The following is a 16081-nucleotide window of genomic DNA, read 5'->3' as shown; positions in this document are numbered from 1 at the left end:
TTTGGATGCGTTTTGGATATATTCAAAGCGCACAACAAAGAAGGAATTACTTATGGATACATTTGGATGCTTTTTGGGTATATCCATAAAAATTAGATGGAAATGAACCAAAAACTTGAATTCGGCGGAGATGTTTTCCAACAACTGATGAAGCTGTTAAGTATTATTGATAGCTTCAAAGGAAACTGGCAATCGATAGAATTAAAACACAGCAAACACCTCAAAGAACTCCGAAAAATAGCGACCATCGAAAGCATAGGTTCGTCTACCCGAATCGAAGGAGCGACATTGACAGATGCAGAAGTTGAAAAGCTCCTTAAGTCTCTAAAAATCACCAAGCTAACCACCAGAGAACAACAAGAAGTGGTTGGCTATTTTGAAACGCTCCAGGTCATCCTGGATAATTATAAGGACATTGCTTTGTCAGAAAGATATATCCATCAATTGCATGGGATGCTCCTAAAGCACAGTGGCAAAGACCAGAGCCATAAAGGGCAGTATAAAACCCTGTCTAACCAGGTAGTGGCTAACTACCCTGACGGAACACAACGAACCATTTTCAAAACAACCGACCCATCTTCCACTTCCAGGGAAATGGAAGAGTTGTTGAACTGGACTGACGAACGCCTGACAAAAGCAGATATGCATCCGGTAATGATTACAGCCGCTTTTGTATACGAATTTCTATCCATCCATCCTTATCAGGACGGAAACGGAAGGCTGTCACGGTTATTGACCACTTTGCTACTCATGCAACAAGGGTATGGGTTCATTCAGTACGTATCTTTTGAGCACATCATTGAAGAGCGGAAAGAAGACTACTACAGGGCTTTGATGGAAGGCCAGAAAAACCGGTACAAGAAAACCGAAAAGATAGACAGATGGATCTTATTTTTTCTGGATTGTCTGTCTACGCTTATCAAGCGCTTAGAAGCAAAATATGAGGTCTACAGCAAGCTGACAAAAGAGCTGAACGAAAGACAGCAAGCAGTGCTTGAGTTCGTCAAAAAGCGGAAGGCTGTTCGCATGAGCGAAATAGAGGAAGCATTTAAAACTCATTCGCGAAACACTTTGAAGAAAGACATGGCTTACCTGGTCAATGAGGGGTTATTGTTAAAGATTGGAGAGAGAAAGGGCACTCGCTACCACTATCTGGAATAGCTCCCAATCTCCGGCAAGTCGTCAGAACAGTTCTTTTCCTCGTGTGTCACCACAGCCAGGTACCTGGTGAGCAATCTCGCCCCTACTTCCGTGTCTGTACCGTGACCTGAAAGCCTTGCCAGCAGTTTTGCAAACATTGTTGCCAGCACAAAAAAGCCCGGGGCTATCTACCCCAGGCTTTCCACTGATCTGTGTACCTAACTAAAAGATTTTACTACTTTCAATTGCTACTACCTACTCATATTTTGTTGTTGTGATATTTCTTTCTGTATAATCTCAGCATATCAGTCCTTCCCTCAAAGCCAGGCTCACCAGGTGTGGTGTATTATTCACATTCAGCTTCATAAACAGGTTGCTCTTGTGCTTGGCTACGGTTAATTCACTAATGAAAAGGATGTCCGAAATCTGCTTGGCGCTATAGCCAAACGACAACTGCTCAATGATCTCCTTTTCTCTTCTCGTTAATGGATTGGCTTGTTCGGTCATGATAGTTTCATTTTTAATACACTACCTTATGACGATTCCAAGAAAAGGTCACCGCACATTCTGGATTTTTTTGCTGCTACTTATATTTAGGTATTTTAGGTGACCTTTAGTCTTTTCAATCATTATACTACAACCGGAATGGATGAAACCTTGATCGCTTCGCTTAAAAACGGAGACATGCAGGCCCTCGGCGAATTATACAGCAAATACCGTCAGGAATTTATCGCCATGATCCGGGCTAAATACAAGATGAGCAACGACGACGCCATGGACATTTATCAGGTAGCCACCTTGCGGCTTTACAACAATGTGGTGAAGGGAAAAATGACCATGATGTACGACAGCATAAAGCCCTACCTGTTCAGCATAGGGCTCAATGTGTACAAGGAGATGGTGAGGGAAGACATGAAAATACCTTTGAGCAGCAATCCCCTGGAATGGGTGGATGACAGAGGTGAAGGTCAGGAAGCAACCGACGAAGCGCTGCTGAAAGAAAGTTTGCTGGAGGCGACTAAAAAGGCCATTGAAAAGCTGGGCGATCCGTGCCAAAGTATGCTGACAAGGTTTTACTACTTCCGGGCAAGCATCAGACAGCTGATGGAGGAGTTTGGCTACAAAAACGAAGCAACGGCCAAGAACAAGAAATACAAGTGCCTGCAACAGCTAAGGGAGCTTCTGCAAAAAGAAAAGATTCAAATGGCTTTAGCTTAATAGAGGTAAATGGAAGAGCAGGACATAGCACTAATCGACAGGTACCTCAGTGGTGAGCTTTCAGAGAGCGAGGAAGAAGCCTTTAGGCAAAGGCTGGCAGCAGAAAAAGATTTCGCACAACTGTTTGAAGATGTGAGATACTTACAGAAAGGACTGGAACGAGCAGAACTGGAGAAAGCCTGGAAGGCGATTCAGGCTGCAGAAGCCAACATTGTCGATACTGAATCGACCGGGGCGGCTACTTTCAGCTGGAAGGTTTGGTTGCCAGCGGCAGCATCGGTGGCGCTGCTGGTAGTAGCTGCGTGGTTCTTTTTGCTGAGAAGTACGGAGCCACAAGCACTGTATGCCGAATACTTTGAGGTGTACCCCAATGTGGAAGCGCCCATTTACCGGGACAGCAGTGCCAAAGACAGCCTGACAAGCAAAGACCTGGCCTTCAGGAGATATGCCGATGAGGACTATGACATGGCTATTGAGATTTTTGAAAGTATCAAACACCCGGACGAAGGCACACTGTTTTACCTGGGCATGAGCTACCTGGCCAAAGATGAAGCCGCCAAAGCAGCAGACATTTGGGAACCATTGAGCAAAGAAGCCGAAGACTACAAAACGCAGGTGCAATGGTACCTGGCCCTGGCCTGGCTGAAGCTGGATGAGGACGAGAAAGCGAAAGTAATATTTGAAGAGTTGGCAGAGTCGGGCACGGCTTATGAGGAGAGGAGTAAAGAGATACTGAAAGCGATGTAAATACTAATCACTAAACCGAAGTACTATGAACACTGTAGTAAAAAAAAGCCTGATCTCTACTGGAATACTTGCGGCCCTAATCTACGTCATCTTGCAATTATTTGACTTCCCAAACCTTACGCACCAAGCAGGTCACACCCATGATCCTTGCAATGGCTGCGACAAACTAAGCACCGAAGACAAAGGAATTAGACAAAGCTACCTCTACCATAACGTGGTGTCCGGCGAGACCATGCTTGCATTCAACACAAGGGGGCAAAAAGTAAACTGGGAGAGAATGCGTTTTGACTGGTTTATTCTCAATCGATATTGCGCCGACATCGCCATCATCGAGATTATGGAACTCGGCGTAAAGATTGCGGTCGCTTATGACCTGTGCAAACGGCCGATTTTTGGCAACTGCGGAGATTGTCATGATCACGTAGCCAACAGACCTGACTTCCCATCTGCTGCTACCATGAACTTAAAGCCTGATGGTAGACAATTTGAAGGAGAGGTGAGCGCTCCGCACTTATTCGGAAACATTTATGAGCGACAAGACGAATGGGGTTTGATCAAAGCAAAGGATGGGGAATTTGTCTATTTTGTAAATACCAAGAACACTCCTTTGGAAATAGGAAAAGAAGTGGCGTTTAGATTGGAGCAGTTTTCTATCGAATATGACGGAAAACCATATTTCTTTGATTTGGCCTTCGACGTAGTATCCAATTAAATACAACACCCGCCACTGCTGTGAGAAGAGCTGCGACGAACCATCTCGAATAGCTGTGGGAGTGAACCATTGGTTCTCCATAAAACAAAAGAGCCGCCCATCTTCCCGGGTGGGCGGTTTTGCTATCGCCGGCCAAAATTAGTTGCTTTTTGGCTAAATGTAGGGCAAGGTGTGGCTGACCATTATCATTTAGCTCCCGGTAAAAGGCATTCATTATCGAACCAGTTGCTTCGTCATCTGCTTTCCAAAGGCTTTGAATCACCATACTTGCACCGGAGTACTTGAACGCCCTGCCAAGGCTAAATGCTCCTTCACTACTAAGCGTTTTTCCTGACCCACTCTCGCATGAGCTTAAAACCACAAGATCAGCGGCTACTCTCTTATCATATAGTTCATATGAGTAAAAGCGTGAATTGTCTAGGTGTTCTCCAAAGAACTGTAAATAGGACCCGAAAAAATTAGTGGTATCTGCCCCGCCATGCACAGCCAAATGCAAAATGCCTTTCTGATCCAAGTTGTCTAATAGATCAGATTTGCGGGCAGTGTATACTACTTTCCCTTTCATAATGTGACGCAGCTCATCTAGTTCACGTTTGGAGCCCGGCAAGTTATAGCCGGTCGACAGCCCTTCGACGTATGACCCCAATCCTAGCCCCTTTGTTGTATTGAAATCTTGAGGTTCATTATTTAGCACGAAGTGAGAGGTGTAGGAATAGATAGTAGGAGTGCGAAGTATTAAGTATTTGAAGTTCTCATAGTCGTCACCGTCTTTTGGCTTCTCAGTAATCAGCGACTCAAACGGAAGGGATGTCAAAATACCATTTGGTATGACGTACAAAAGTCGGCACTGCCTGAGTGATGATAAGAAAGATTCATCAAACAAGTGTAGTGCAAGCCAATATGAATGTTCGCCAAATTGGTCCTTATCTCTTGAAATGGCTCGCAACATTGAAATGACAGACAAAACTCTTTCTTCTAATAATTCAAAGCTTTCTAGCTTTTTCGCCGAAAACTTCTGTCCATCAAAATAAAGACCATAAACTCCATTGTTACCCCAATAAAACTCAACGAACGCAGCTTTCTGATAGTTAAGTCTGCTTTTTAAATCTACAATGTTATCCTCCGAATTGAAAGCATTCAAATAATAATAGCCTGGGTAGTTACTTTTAACGACGGTGCTGATGCTGTCCTGCCGCCTAGAGAGTTGTAGCCTTAGTGTGGCTACCGAGTCGGAGAATATTTTACTTTGCTCCACGTCCTCAAGTCTGCTAAGTTTCGTCCTCGTCTCTTGATTCAATTGCCACAGTTCACGAGGGATTGACCTTCCAATTCTTTGCTCTGATTTATAGGCCTGCTCTATTAGCAAAACTGACTTGCTCTTTTGTAAAATCTTATAAAACCGATTGAGAACCATTTCATCGTCCGGATTCATCATGTGTAATGTTGAAAATATCTCAAGGCCTGCCTCGAAAATGTCTCGCATATCCTCAAACATATACAGCTTCGAAATATCACTATCGAGATGTTGTCGCCTGGCAAATGATGCATCTTCCAAAGCCATGTACAGATCCATCGCCGAGAATAACGTCGACTCACTACGGTCATTTTGCCATTTCGAAACGAGGTGCTTTAACTTCCAGGAAAGTATGTGAAACATGCTATTAGATATATCACCATTTGTAAATGGTGGATTATCCGCTGGATTTAGGGAGTTGAAGGTGGGGTGATTCGAAATAATCGCCTTTTGAACATTGACCAAAGCTGAGTCGTAAAGGTGTAAATCTCTACAAACATTAGCGAGACCAATGTGGGCCCACCCAACCTGTAGATGTCGCACTCCGAAGATTTGCTTTCTGATTCGGAGGTTTTCTCGGTAATAATACATAGAAGAATCAAAGTTCTCGGTTCGGCGAAAGTAGTCCGCCAGGTTATAAATCACTCGTGAATACGGTTCTGATTCAACTCCATCAAGTTTGGTAGCCAATTTTTTGGCTTTCATCAACATGCTGTATGAATCATCATACTCTTGAACTAAAGCATATACGAAGCCGCAATTGACATATTGATCAACAAGCGCATGGCTGTTGACACCATTCATTCTTATCTCAGCAGAGATCGCTTGCAAATAGAAGGGAATCGCCTCGCTATACTGACTCACTGAGTAAAAAATATTACCCATTACAACCATTCCATTGTTTACCAAACTTTCCCACCCAGTCGCTTTTGCAGCGACGACCGCTTGAGAAATATATGTTTTTGCCTTCTCTATGTCTCCTCTGGAGTTATAAATGGATCCAAGAGAATACCATACATCAGCTCGATATATCGACGAAGGTGAATAAGGGCTCAAAAGTTCATCCATACGTAGTGCCGCTGCCAAAGCTGAGGCCTCTGAGGCTAGCCGCCAATGTTTGGTGAGAACCAAAGAGTGGAAAGCAAAAACCAATGGGTCATTCCGTCCAACATTAGATTTCTCTAGCGTTTCTATCGCTTTATCCAATACAAGCAGCGTGCTATCATTTTCCCGTTCTTTAAAATGATAAATCCCCTTAGCCAAGAGCCAATTCCCTTTAAGATAATCATCACCCGTCCGCTCAACTGATTCCTTCAGAGCCCTTAGCATTTTCAGCCCTTTGTCCAACTCTCTGTTGTGAAAATCGGTTCGAGCTTCATACAGGTCAAGTAACAATCTGGCTTCTTCTGACAAGACCAGTCTGCGTAGGTTCTTGATGATAGGATATGCTTTCTCTTGATTGAACGTAAAAATCAACGAATCCACCTTCTCCAGATCCTTCCTGATCAGTTCGAAATCAGGCGGCTGGGCGGATACCGCAAAAATTAAGCTAAGTAAGGCACACGTGAGGCAGGCGAGTCGCATTTAGTGAGTAGTCAATTAATCTGGTTGAGATCAATATATAATTTGCCAAAATACTATGACCATTCAAAGGGTTTTGGGCGGGTATGGGGTATTTAGTTCTGAGAATAGGACTCAACCCATTCCATATTGCAGTAAAAGGGCAGTAACAACTCTTCTTTCAGGATTTACGCCCACTCGTGGTGAAAACTATGTATTACGTCGATAGTAATACCAACTCCATTTGGTTGATCACACCATCCCTGATACACGAAGCAAATACTGAGTGAAGCCTCGCCGATTTCAGTCATCTTCCGTCTCCGGTCTTCCTCGCCCGCCGAAGCTTTCAGCGTAGGTGGGCCATCTTCCATCTTCAGTCTTTTTCTCCCACTCATCACTTCCACACTCTCCCTTACGTTCCTCTCTTACTTTAATATACAAACCCCTTTCCACTCCCAACCCTTTTTTGTAAAATGAGGGATATTTAGAAAACGCTTAATCCTTTATACCTACTATGTCTGCATTTCAAATCAAAGAAGTCCCCGAGGAGTACGATGTGGTGATCGTCGGCTCAGGTGCTGGTGGTGGTATGTCTGCCAAAGTGCTTACCGAGGCTGGCGCCAAAGTACTCATGCTGGAGGCTGGCCCCCATTTCGACTCCGCCAAGGGCGATATGTTCAAATGGAATTACTCGTCTCCACGCCGTGGCGCCGGCACCAAAGAAAGAGCATTTGGTGAGTTCGATGCTGCCTTCGGTGGCTGGGAGCTGGAAGGCGAGCCCTACACGAGAACGAAGGGCACCGAATTCGACTGGTTCCGCTCCCGCATGTTGGGTGGCCGCACTAACCACTGGGGGCGTATTTCTCTCCGCTTCGGACCCAACGACTTCAAGCGAAAAAGCATAGACGGCCTTGGCGACGACTGGCCAATCTCTTACGATGATATCAAACCCTATTACGACAAAGTGGATGACCTTGTGGGCGTATTTGGCTCAAAAGAAGGCATATACAACGAACCCGACGGCAACTTCCTGCCGGCGCCTAAGCCACGTGGCTACGAGCTGCTGGTAAAAAAGGCGTGCGATGAGATCAAAATACCGGTCATCCCTTCCCGCTTGTCCATATTAACTCAGCCGCACAACGGCCGTGCAGCCTGCCATTACTGCTCGCAGTGTAACAGGGGTTGCAGCACCCACTCCAACTTCTCTTCTCCCTCGGTGTTGATCGGCCCTGCATTGGCCACCGGCAACCTCACGATATTGCATGGTGCCATGGCCCGGGAGGTGACTACCGACAAAGAAGGAAAAGCCACCGGCGTAAGTTATGTCAACAAAGAAGACGGCCTCGACTACCACGTAAAAGGCAAGATCGTGATCCTGGCAGCCAGTGCATGTGAGTCGGGCCGACTGATGATGAACTCGAAATCGACAGTACATGAAAATGGACTAAGCAACAGCAGCGGCGTGTTGGGTCGCTACATCACCGACTCCACAGGTGCCTCCAGGTCGGCCATTATCCCTGCGTTGCTTGACGGCATTCCTCACAACGAAGACGGCGTGGGTGGCATGCACGTGTACACTCCCTGGTGGCTCGATAACAAAAAGCTGGACTTCGCACGAGGCTACCACATAGAGATTTGGGGCGGACGCCACATGCCTGGCTACGGCTACATGTGGGGCATTGAAGGTGCTAACAAACACCTGAAGTCGCCCGACGGCACCACAAGACCAAGCGGTGGCGGCTATGGCGCTCAGCTGAAGCAAGATGCCCGCACACTCTACGGAGCCACTGTTGGCTTCTCTGGCCGTGGCGAGTGCATTGCCCGTTACGACAACTACTGCGAAATTGACCCCAATGTGGTTGATCAGTGGGGCATCCCTGTGCTGCGCTTCAACTACACCTGGAGCGACCATGAGATCAAGCAGGTGAAGCACATGCAGGACACCTTTGAGGAAATCCTGACCAACATGGGAGGCATTTTCACTGGTGCAAAACCAGGGCCCGAAAGCAACTATGGTATTGCTGCTCCGGGGCGCATTATCCACGAGGTGGGCGCCACCCGCATGGGGAACGACCCTAAGTCGAGCGTGGTGAATGCCTACTGCCAGGCGCATGAAGCCAAAAACGTATTCGTTTGCGATGGTGGACCTTTTGTGTCGCAGGCCGATAAAAACCCTACGTGGACCATTCTGGCGTTGAGCTGGAGAACTTGTGATTACATCATTGATCAGATGAAACAACAAAACCTTTAATCAACATGGAACCAATTAGCAGAAGAGATTCCCTTAAATATATTACGCTTGCCTCACTGTCCGCCGGTGCAATGATTGCCTGTGAACCAGGCAAAGAAGGTGAAATGGCCGGACACGAGCACCCGACCGATATGCCGGAGGGTTATGCCAACCTCACACCCGAGGTTATGGAGATGCTTAATCAGAAGTTTTTCACTGATGAGGAAAGAGAAATGGTAAGAGTGCTAGCCAACCTGGTGATTCCGGCAGACGACAAGTCGGGCAGTGCAGAAGATGCCAACGTGACGGCCTTCATTGAATTCACCCTTGTCGATAGGGAGAATATGCAAACCCCAATAAGAGGTGGCCTGCGCTGGATGAATTTGGAGAGCACGAAACGCTTTGGAAAGAGCTTCACGGCCATTTCAGAGGGAGAGCAAAAGCAGATATTGGATGACATTGCCTATCCGCAAACTGCAAGCCCGGTTTACAGCCAGGGAGTTGCCTTCTTTAGCACTTTCCGCAGTCTGGTGCTCACAGGATTCTATTCCAGCAAGCTGGGCGTAGAAGACTTGCAGTACATGGGCAACCGGCCTACCGTATGGAATGGCGCTCCACAGGAATGGCTCGACAGGCTGGGCGTGAGTTACGATGCTTAGGCAGGTGTGTGAGACACGCACCTGAACGGGGTGGGGTATTGAAGCATAGCTAACCTGTATTAAATTTACAAATGAGTTATAGGGTGTGTCTCACACCCTATTTCTTACCTCTTGTGATCCGTAAAAACAACAGTCTTAGGGTGTGTCTCACACCCTATTTCATTTCCAATTCTACGTTTATGGGAGTGCCTTCACACCTTACCATTTTATCTAACCAACTATGAATAATTCAAAACACATAGCACCAATCATCTTTTGTCTCGCAGTCCTCTGCAACTGCTCTTCCCCTCAAAAGCAAGCCGAGCAAACCACGGAAGTTCAGCAACCCGAATGGCAGCAGCTTTTCAACGGCAAAGACCTCACTGGCTGGATTCCCAAGATCAGCGGCCATCCCGTGAACGACAACTTCGGCAACACCTTCAGGGTGGAAGACGGCCTGCTGACCGTAGCCTACGATCAATACGACTCTTTTCGCTACCAGTACGGTCACCTGTTTTATAAGGATAAGTTCTCGAAATACATCATCGCCACCGAATACCGCTTTGTGGGTGAGCAGGCCACCGGTGGCGAAGGCTGGGCAGAAAGAAACAGCGGCATCATGGTGCATGGCCAGGACCCCAACACAATGACTGTTGAGCAGGACTTTCCCATCTCCATCGAAGTGCAGCTACTGGGAGGGCTTGGTGTGGGGGAAAGGCCCACAGCCAACCTGTGCACGCCCGGCACCCACGTCTTCCTTGGCGACTCCCTATTCACCGACCATTGCATCAACTCCACCTCTCCTACTTTCGATGGCGAGGTGTGGGTGAGAGTGGAAACGCTGGTATTGGGCGATTCGCTCATCCGGCATTTTGTGAATGGCGTGAATGTGCTTGAATATACCAGACCTCAGGTGGGCGGTGGCGTGGTCAACGGTTTTGACCCGGCAGCCAAACTCGACGGCATGGCCCTGACCGAAGGCTGGATCTCACTGCAAAGCGAAAGCCACCCTATCCAATTTAGAAAGGTGGAACTAATGAACCTGGAAGGCATGGAAGTGCCGGAGGGGTACAGGAAGTAGGAAAGAATCTCACGCAAAGGCGCAGAGCTCGCAAAGAATCTGCATTACTCCCTTTTCGAGAAATAAATCCTAGCATCGGGATGTGGCCACACCACCATCCTGCTTTATGCCGCCCTTTCAGGGGCGCCCGGCTCAGGGCTGAAGGCGTTGACACCCAAGCCCTGAAAGGGCGGCATACCCTTGCGAGGGGTGACAGCCCTTCGCACCATTTCATGGCTTAACAGGCAATCTCCTACCTCACCCCTGGCACACCCACCGGCTTAAAATTATTCCACGGCCAGTCCTTTCTTTCTACCTTGTTCGGATACACCTCGCTCAGAGTGGCTCCTTCGTACAGCCTGCCGTTTTTCATTACATACCTAATCGTATTCGTGTTCCTCAGGCTCTCCAGCGGATTGGCGTCCAGCACAATCAGGTCAGCCAGCTTTCCTGCTTCCAGCGAGCCTACTTCGTTCTTTAGCCCGATGTCCTCAGCACCATGAATTGTTGCCACCCGCAAAGCTTCATGTGGTGTGAGTCCGCCCGACCCCACCGACCATAGCTCCCAGTGATAGCCTAGTCCCTGCAACTGGCCATGACTTCCTATGCCTACCAATCCCCCGGCATCGTACAAATCCTTTGCAAACTCAGCATGCTTCTTAAACACATGTTCTTCGTCCATGAACCAGCCGGCACCTCTTCTGCGGCTCTTCTCATCCAGCTCCTGATGAGGGGTGAAATGCGACAGCTTCTCGTCATCATGCACCTTCTCAGTAGCATAGTAGTAGTTCTCCGCCCACGGCCCACCGTACGACACCAGCAACGTAGGCGTATAAGCCGTCTTCAGCTGGGCCAGCAGTGAAGTAATGTCCGAATACAGCGGATAAACCGGAAACGAATGCTCATGGCCCGGAAATCCATCGATCACCTGCGTCAGGTCAAGCTTGAGGTCAAGTGCCCCTTCGGTAGTAGGCATCAGCTCGTTCTCACGTGCGGCCTGTATCACCCACTGCCGCTGCTGGCGGTTGCCGGTGATGTACATCTTGATCGTCTTCGTGTCGAAGTACTCCTTGTAGCGCTTCATGATCTGGCGGGCATGGTCGAGGTCACGTACGTTCGTGTTCCAATAGCCAACGCCAGGCCCTGTTGAGTAAATGCGTGGCCCAAGCATCCTGCCTGCCCTCACCATGTCCTCGTAGGTGAGCACATCGGTGGTAGCTGTCTGCGGATCACGGGTGGTGGTCACGCCATAGGCCAGGTTAGCGGTGTACATCCACGCCTGATCCTTATGTATTTCCCACTCCGGCCACATGTGCGCATGCGCATCCACAAAGCCGGGAATGATGGTCTTGCCTTTAACGTCGATCACCCGGGCATCAGCAGGAGCATTGATTTCACTCGCCTTCCCTACCCTTACAATCCGGTTGTTCTCAATGTATACAGCACCGTCTTCAATCACCTCCATGCCATTCATGGTGATCACCCGGGCACCCGAAAGCACCACTTTTCCCTGGGGAATGTCCCTGGCTACCTCCACTTTCACCCGTAGCTCATCCGGCTTGAATGATGGCTTTTCTTTCTTCTTGTCGTCTTTCTCCTCCGTCTTTTCGTCGCTTTCTTCTTTTTTCTCTTCCTTCTTTTCCTCGGCCCTGGCTTTCTCGGCCAGCTTCACGCTATCGGCAAAGGCCTCCCCTTTGGCCAGGTCGTAGTAGAAAAACGCATTGCCAATCGACCAGGTAATCGCACTGGCATCGGCTGTCCACACGGGGAACTGCCCCCCCAGGTCGGTCAATCGCTTAGCCGGAAAAGACGCCTTTTCCGGATCATTCACTGAAATGCTGGGCGTTTCGCCCCCTACCATGGGCACCGTCACCAGAAACACCTCGTTGTCGAGCAAAGCCATGGCCTTGTCTCCTTTGGGTGCCATTTTGATATAGTCTGCCTCTGTCGGTTTTTTCGTGCCGGGAATCGTCTTCCCAGTTACCTTCAAATAAGCCTTCTCATCTGTGCCGTCCCATCGGATGGAAACCAAGCCCTTTTCATCGTCGTAAAGGAAGATCCTGTCTTTGTCGGCAGTGAAATGAGGTACGTTCCTGCTTTTTGCCGTAGCAATGACCGTGGCTTTGCCCCCACCATCAGGAATCCACACCAGGTCCTGCGACACACCAAGCGCATCCGTAGGGCCGTAGCTGTCGGCCATCGCTTGCATAGGCGCCTTGTAAGTCACTATCCTGCCAGTCGCACTCCAGGCGATATCACGGTACACGGCAGACTCCTGCGTCATCTTCACCGGCGGCGTGGTCTTCTTCCCAAACGTAGTTTTGTATATATGGCCACCTGCTGCATTGCTCCAGGTTACAAACGCCAGCGAAGCGCCGTCGGGCGACCAGGCAGGGTGGGCTTCTGTCATATCAAAGGTGGTCACTCTTGAAGGCGTGCCGTTCGGATAGTCCATTACGTACAGCCGGTCGAGGGCGGTGAACGCCAGCTTCTTGCCATTGGGCGACAGCACCGGATTCCTGATCTGCTTCGCTATGAAGGTTGGGTCATCGCTGATTTTATAGTTAAAATGCACAGACGGCCCCACCTCAAGGTCTTCTTTCACAGTGAATGGGATCTCCACCGCATCGCCGCCTGCGATGGGCAGCTTCCTGATCTTGCCACCGTACGACAGCACCAGAAACTGGCTATCGGGCGTAAACGACATGCCGGGCAGCACGTCACGGGTGGCGATAGACTCCTGATCGTCACGCTGCACAGGGTAGGCCAGCCACTTCTCATCGCCGGTGGCCAGGGTCCTGATCACCAGACCTGTTTCGGCATCGTGCCGACTGCCATACACCAGGTACTTGCCGTCAGGCGACAATGTCGGTCGGAAAGCCGAGCCGTAGCGGCTGGTTTTGGTTTCGTATTTGCCCGTTTCCCGGTCGTATACTGCGAGCTGGTACTGCGGAAACACGGCGTTGTACTGCCAGTTTCTGTTTCTATGGCTGAACCAAATATAGCGACCGTCAGGCCCGAAGGCGGCCTCCACGGTCTTCAGCTGCTCGGGTTCTTTGATCAGCTCCATGCCGCTGCCACCATCTTTGTGGAGCAGCTGCAGTTTGGGCACTCCTCTTAAGATAGCACCTTTGGAAACCACAATGTACTGGCCATCGGGCGTCCATTCCGGCGACTGGAACACGTTGTTGTTACCTTCGGTGAGCTGGCGTTTGATGGTGTCAGCCAGCGTCATCACATACACATTCTCTCCGCCCGACCCGTCGGAAATGAATACAAGCTCCTTGCCATCGGGGCTAAAGCGGGGCTGCGAATCAAAGGCAATGTCTTTAGTCAGGCGTGAAGCCTGGCCTCCCGCCATAGGCAGAGTATAAATGTCGCCCAACAGCTCAAACACAATGGTCCTCCCGTCGGGGCTCACATCGAGGTGGATCCACGAGCCTTCATTTACTTCAATGGGAATGGTGCGAAGGGAGTCAAGCGGAAGGCCCTTCTTTTTGTCATCTTTTTTCTGGGCAAATGCTGCCAGCGCAAAGCACAGCAGCAGGGTCAATGTTGTTGTAATTCGTTGCATAGTGAGTTGATTAGTAACGGCTTGCTAGTTAAGGCAAAAAGGCAAGAGATACAACGGAGATTACCTGAAGGCCTAGGCACGGCCAGAAAGCCACCCTGCTTCAGGCAGAGTAACCTCGTTAATGCCTTTCGAGCCCTGAAGGGGCCTAATATCCATGCGAAGGGCTGACACCCTTCGCACCAAAGCAGCGACGCCAAGGCGATACTTTATTTACCGTACCTACGGCACTCGCCCTACTCCACTACTCCACTTTTGGCAATACCGCCATACCGTCCCTATCGGGACTGAACACTGCCACTAAATCCAACACAAGGGACGCTTTCCACCTATACAATCCCAACAAATACAGATAATTAGGCCTTATAACAAACTGAGAAATTTGACGGAAATACGATTTAGTATTATGAGAAATACTTCTCTTGAAATAGAACAAAAAATACTCTCACTTTTACAAAGAAAACATTCACCGTACGACTGAATCCCTGATTAGCTATGTTTCAGGTCAACTCTGGGCAACAAAAAATAGTGTAAGGTTGACGCATCAATTGCAGTTTTTCACAACTTTTAACTCAACCATAGTTTAGATATGACAGTCTGAAAAAACACCGATTCTCGACGATTCACACGAAGCATCTAATTTAGCAATGAGTTTAACTCTCAGCACTAATCTTTCCTTCAATGAAATCTTCGCTGCGATCTCTTTTCCTTTGCCTGTTTACAGTTGGCTTTAGTTGCTTCAGGGCCTGGGGTGCATGTCCTGCCAACTATACAAGCAACCAAACCCAAACTGGTTCGTGTACCGAATCCGGCAATGTGACGCAGGGCAGCCTCGTTGGTGATCCCACCCTTACCATCAATGGTACTATGACCATCAACGGCGACCTGATCATCAATGACCACGTGGTGGTGAACGGAAACCTGATTGTCAACGGCAATATCATTGTGAACACAGGCACATTAACGGTAGGCTCTACCGGTTCGGTAAGCATGACCGGCACTTTCTACAATGGAGCCACTATCGTGCTGATACCAACCACCGGCTGGCTGACCAACGACGGAGAAGTTGCCGTTGGTGGCGACTTCTACAACAACCCTCTGGGCACAGTGGCTGGAAGCGGCACGATGTCAGTAACCGGTACTTACTACGAAAACGGCACTAATCTAATGTCAGGCGACTCGAATTGCACTGACGGATGCTGCGGCACAGGCTGCGGTACTATTCTCCCTGTGGAATGGCTCTACACTAAAATTGAAAGAGGGGTCGGCCGGTCAGTACTTATCAAATGGGCCACTTCATCGGAGACAAACAATGAGGGGTTTACTGTAGAGAAATCTTGTGACAATGCGAGAAGTTTTAGGGTATTGGGTTATGTGAAAGGAAATGGCAATATCGATTCCATCTCCGAATATAGCTTTGAGGATACGTCAGGCGGTACCAATCTCTACTTCAGGCTGATCCAAACGGACTTTGATGGCACCCAGTCTGTGAGTCCTGTTGCGCACCACCTCGGCGATCTGGAGCCACCCACAGCGCTGGCCACAGTATACCCCAACCCCTTCAAAGGGCAGTTAAATTTGAACACAGACTATGCCTCGCTTGAGTCGGTATCGCTTACTTCGGCCGATGGTAATGTGGTTTTTGAACTGGCGAGTGAGACTAAGTCGATCATACAAAATCTACTAAACCTACACCTCGAAAACAACAGACCAGGCATATACTTTCTGCATATGAAGTCGGGCGGCAGCCAGCAAACCATAAGGCTAATGAAAAACTAAACTTTCAAATGGCTCGGAATTTGCGACAAGAGAAGGCCAAAGCCAGTTAACGGTTGAGCTATAGTTTCTGAAAAACCCTCAATAGTCATCGTCAGCTGACAGTACAGCCACAGCCAGGACTTTAGCGTTATC

Annotated in this window: 13 protein-coding genes; 8 read left to right on the top strand and 5 right to left on the bottom strand. The window is 48.7% G+C overall.

Annotated features, from left to right (window positions below):
* Positions 1 to 102: 102 nt before the first annotated feature.
* Positions 103 to 1161 carry a Fic family protein gene (locus ACMVP2_RS20540; protein WP_416864893.1) on the top strand — a complete coding sequence of 353 codons (1059 nt, stop codon included), beginning with the start codon at positions 103 to 105 and terminating at the stop codon, positions 1159 to 1161.
* On the opposite strand, the gene ACMVP2_RS20535 is transcribed toward ACMVP2_RS20540, so the two are convergent.
* Positions 1149 to 1298, bottom strand: a complete 150-nt coding sequence (locus tag ACMVP2_RS20535) for a hypothetical protein (protein ID WP_416864892.1) — start codon at positions 1296 to 1298, stop codon at positions 1149 to 1151. The genes ACMVP2_RS20540 and ACMVP2_RS20535 overlap by 13 nt on opposite strands.
* A gap of 139 nt (positions 1299 to 1437) precedes the next feature.
* Complete coding sequence (locus tag ACMVP2_RS20530) at positions 1438 to 1647, bottom strand: response regulator transcription factor (protein ID WP_152000563.1); 210 nt, start codon at positions 1645 to 1647, stop codon at positions 1438 to 1440.
* A gap of 138 nt (positions 1648 to 1785) precedes the next feature.
* Here ACMVP2_RS20530 and ACMVP2_RS20525 point away from each other — a divergent pair, with 138 nt between their 5' ends.
* Genes ACMVP2_RS20525 through ACMVP2_RS20515 form a run of 3 tightly spaced genes read left to right on the top strand, consistent with a single transcriptional unit; the run spans position 1786 to position 3817 of the window.
* The gene (locus ACMVP2_RS20525) at positions 1786 to 2358 is read left to right on the top strand and encodes an RNA polymerase sigma factor (RefSeq protein WP_416864891.1); all 573 of its coding nucleotides are present in this window, start codon (positions 1786 to 1788) and stop codon (positions 2356 to 2358) included.
* 9 nt (positions 2359 to 2367) lie between these two features.
* On the top strand, positions 2368 to 3105 hold the full coding sequence (locus tag ACMVP2_RS20520; RefSeq protein WP_416864890.1) for a hypothetical protein: 738 nt from the start codon (positions 2368 to 2370) through the stop codon (positions 3103 to 3105).
* 25 nt (positions 3106 to 3130) lie between these two features.
* On the top strand, positions 3131 to 3817 hold the full coding sequence (locus ACMVP2_RS20515) for a hypothetical protein (RefSeq protein WP_416864889.1): 687 nt from the start codon (positions 3131 to 3133) through the stop codon (positions 3815 to 3817).
* Here ACMVP2_RS20515 and ACMVP2_RS20510 read toward each other — a convergent pair.
* Both ACMVP2_RS20510 and ACMVP2_RS20505 read right to left on the bottom strand, forming a co-directional pair.
* Positions 3756 to 6695, bottom strand: a complete 2940-nt coding sequence (locus tag ACMVP2_RS20510; RefSeq protein WP_416864888.1) for a CHAT domain-containing protein — start codon at positions 6693 to 6695, stop codon at positions 3756 to 3758. The two genes, ACMVP2_RS20515 and ACMVP2_RS20510, sit on opposite strands and share 62 nt — an antisense overlap.
* A 164-nt stretch (positions 6696 to 6859) precedes the next feature.
* Positions 6860 to 7066, bottom strand: a complete 207-nt coding sequence (locus ACMVP2_RS20505) for a hypothetical protein (RefSeq protein ID WP_416864887.1) — start codon at positions 7064 to 7066, stop codon at positions 6860 to 6862.
* Positions 7067 to 7185: 119 nt separating this feature from the next.
* Here ACMVP2_RS20505 and ACMVP2_RS20500 point away from each other — a divergent pair, with 119 nt between their 5' ends.
* The 3 genes from ACMVP2_RS20500 (at position 7186) to ACMVP2_RS20490 (ending at position 10620) form a co-directional block, all read left to right on the top strand.
* Positions 7186 to 8922: a GMC oxidoreductase gene (locus ACMVP2_RS20500; RefSeq protein WP_416864886.1), complete on the top strand. Its 1737-nt coding sequence runs from the start codon at positions 7186 to 7188 to the stop codon at positions 8920 to 8922.
* A gap of 5 nt (positions 8923 to 8927) precedes the next feature.
* Entirely contained in the window at positions 8928 to 9560 is a 633-nt protein-coding gene (locus ACMVP2_RS20495; RefSeq protein WP_416864885.1) for a gluconate 2-dehydrogenase subunit 3 family protein, read from the top strand.
* 220 nt (positions 9561 to 9780) lie between these two features.
* Positions 9781 to 10620 carry a 3-keto-disaccharide hydrolase gene (locus ACMVP2_RS20490; protein ID WP_416864884.1) on the top strand — a complete coding sequence of 280 codons (840 nt, stop codon included), beginning with the start codon at positions 9781 to 9783 and terminating at the stop codon, positions 10618 to 10620.
* Positions 10621 to 10852: 232 nt separating this feature from the next.
* Here the strand turns inward: ACMVP2_RS20490 and ACMVP2_RS20485 are convergent, their stop codons facing one another.
* Complete coding sequence (locus ACMVP2_RS20485) at positions 10853 to 14173, bottom strand: amidohydrolase family protein (RefSeq protein WP_416864883.1); 3321 nt, start codon at positions 14171 to 14173, stop codon at positions 10853 to 10855.
* A 678-nt stretch (positions 14174 to 14851) separates the two neighbouring features.
* Here ACMVP2_RS20485 and ACMVP2_RS20480 point away from each other — a divergent pair.
* The gene (locus ACMVP2_RS20480; RefSeq protein ID WP_416864882.1) at positions 14852 to 15949 is read left to right on the top strand and encodes a T9SS type A sorting domain-containing protein; all 1098 of its coding nucleotides are present in this window, start codon (positions 14852 to 14854) and stop codon (positions 15947 to 15949) included.
* Positions 15950 to 16081 lie beyond the last annotated feature (132 nt).

This window comes from Imperialibacter sp., from assembly GCF_048007035.1.
Taxonomy (GTDB): Bacteria; Bacteroidota; Bacteroidia; order Cytophagales; family Cyclobacteriaceae; genus Imperialibacter.
The sequence above is the reverse complement of the archived record's forward strand: the minus strand, read 5'-3'. Positions and strand labels throughout refer to the sequence as shown.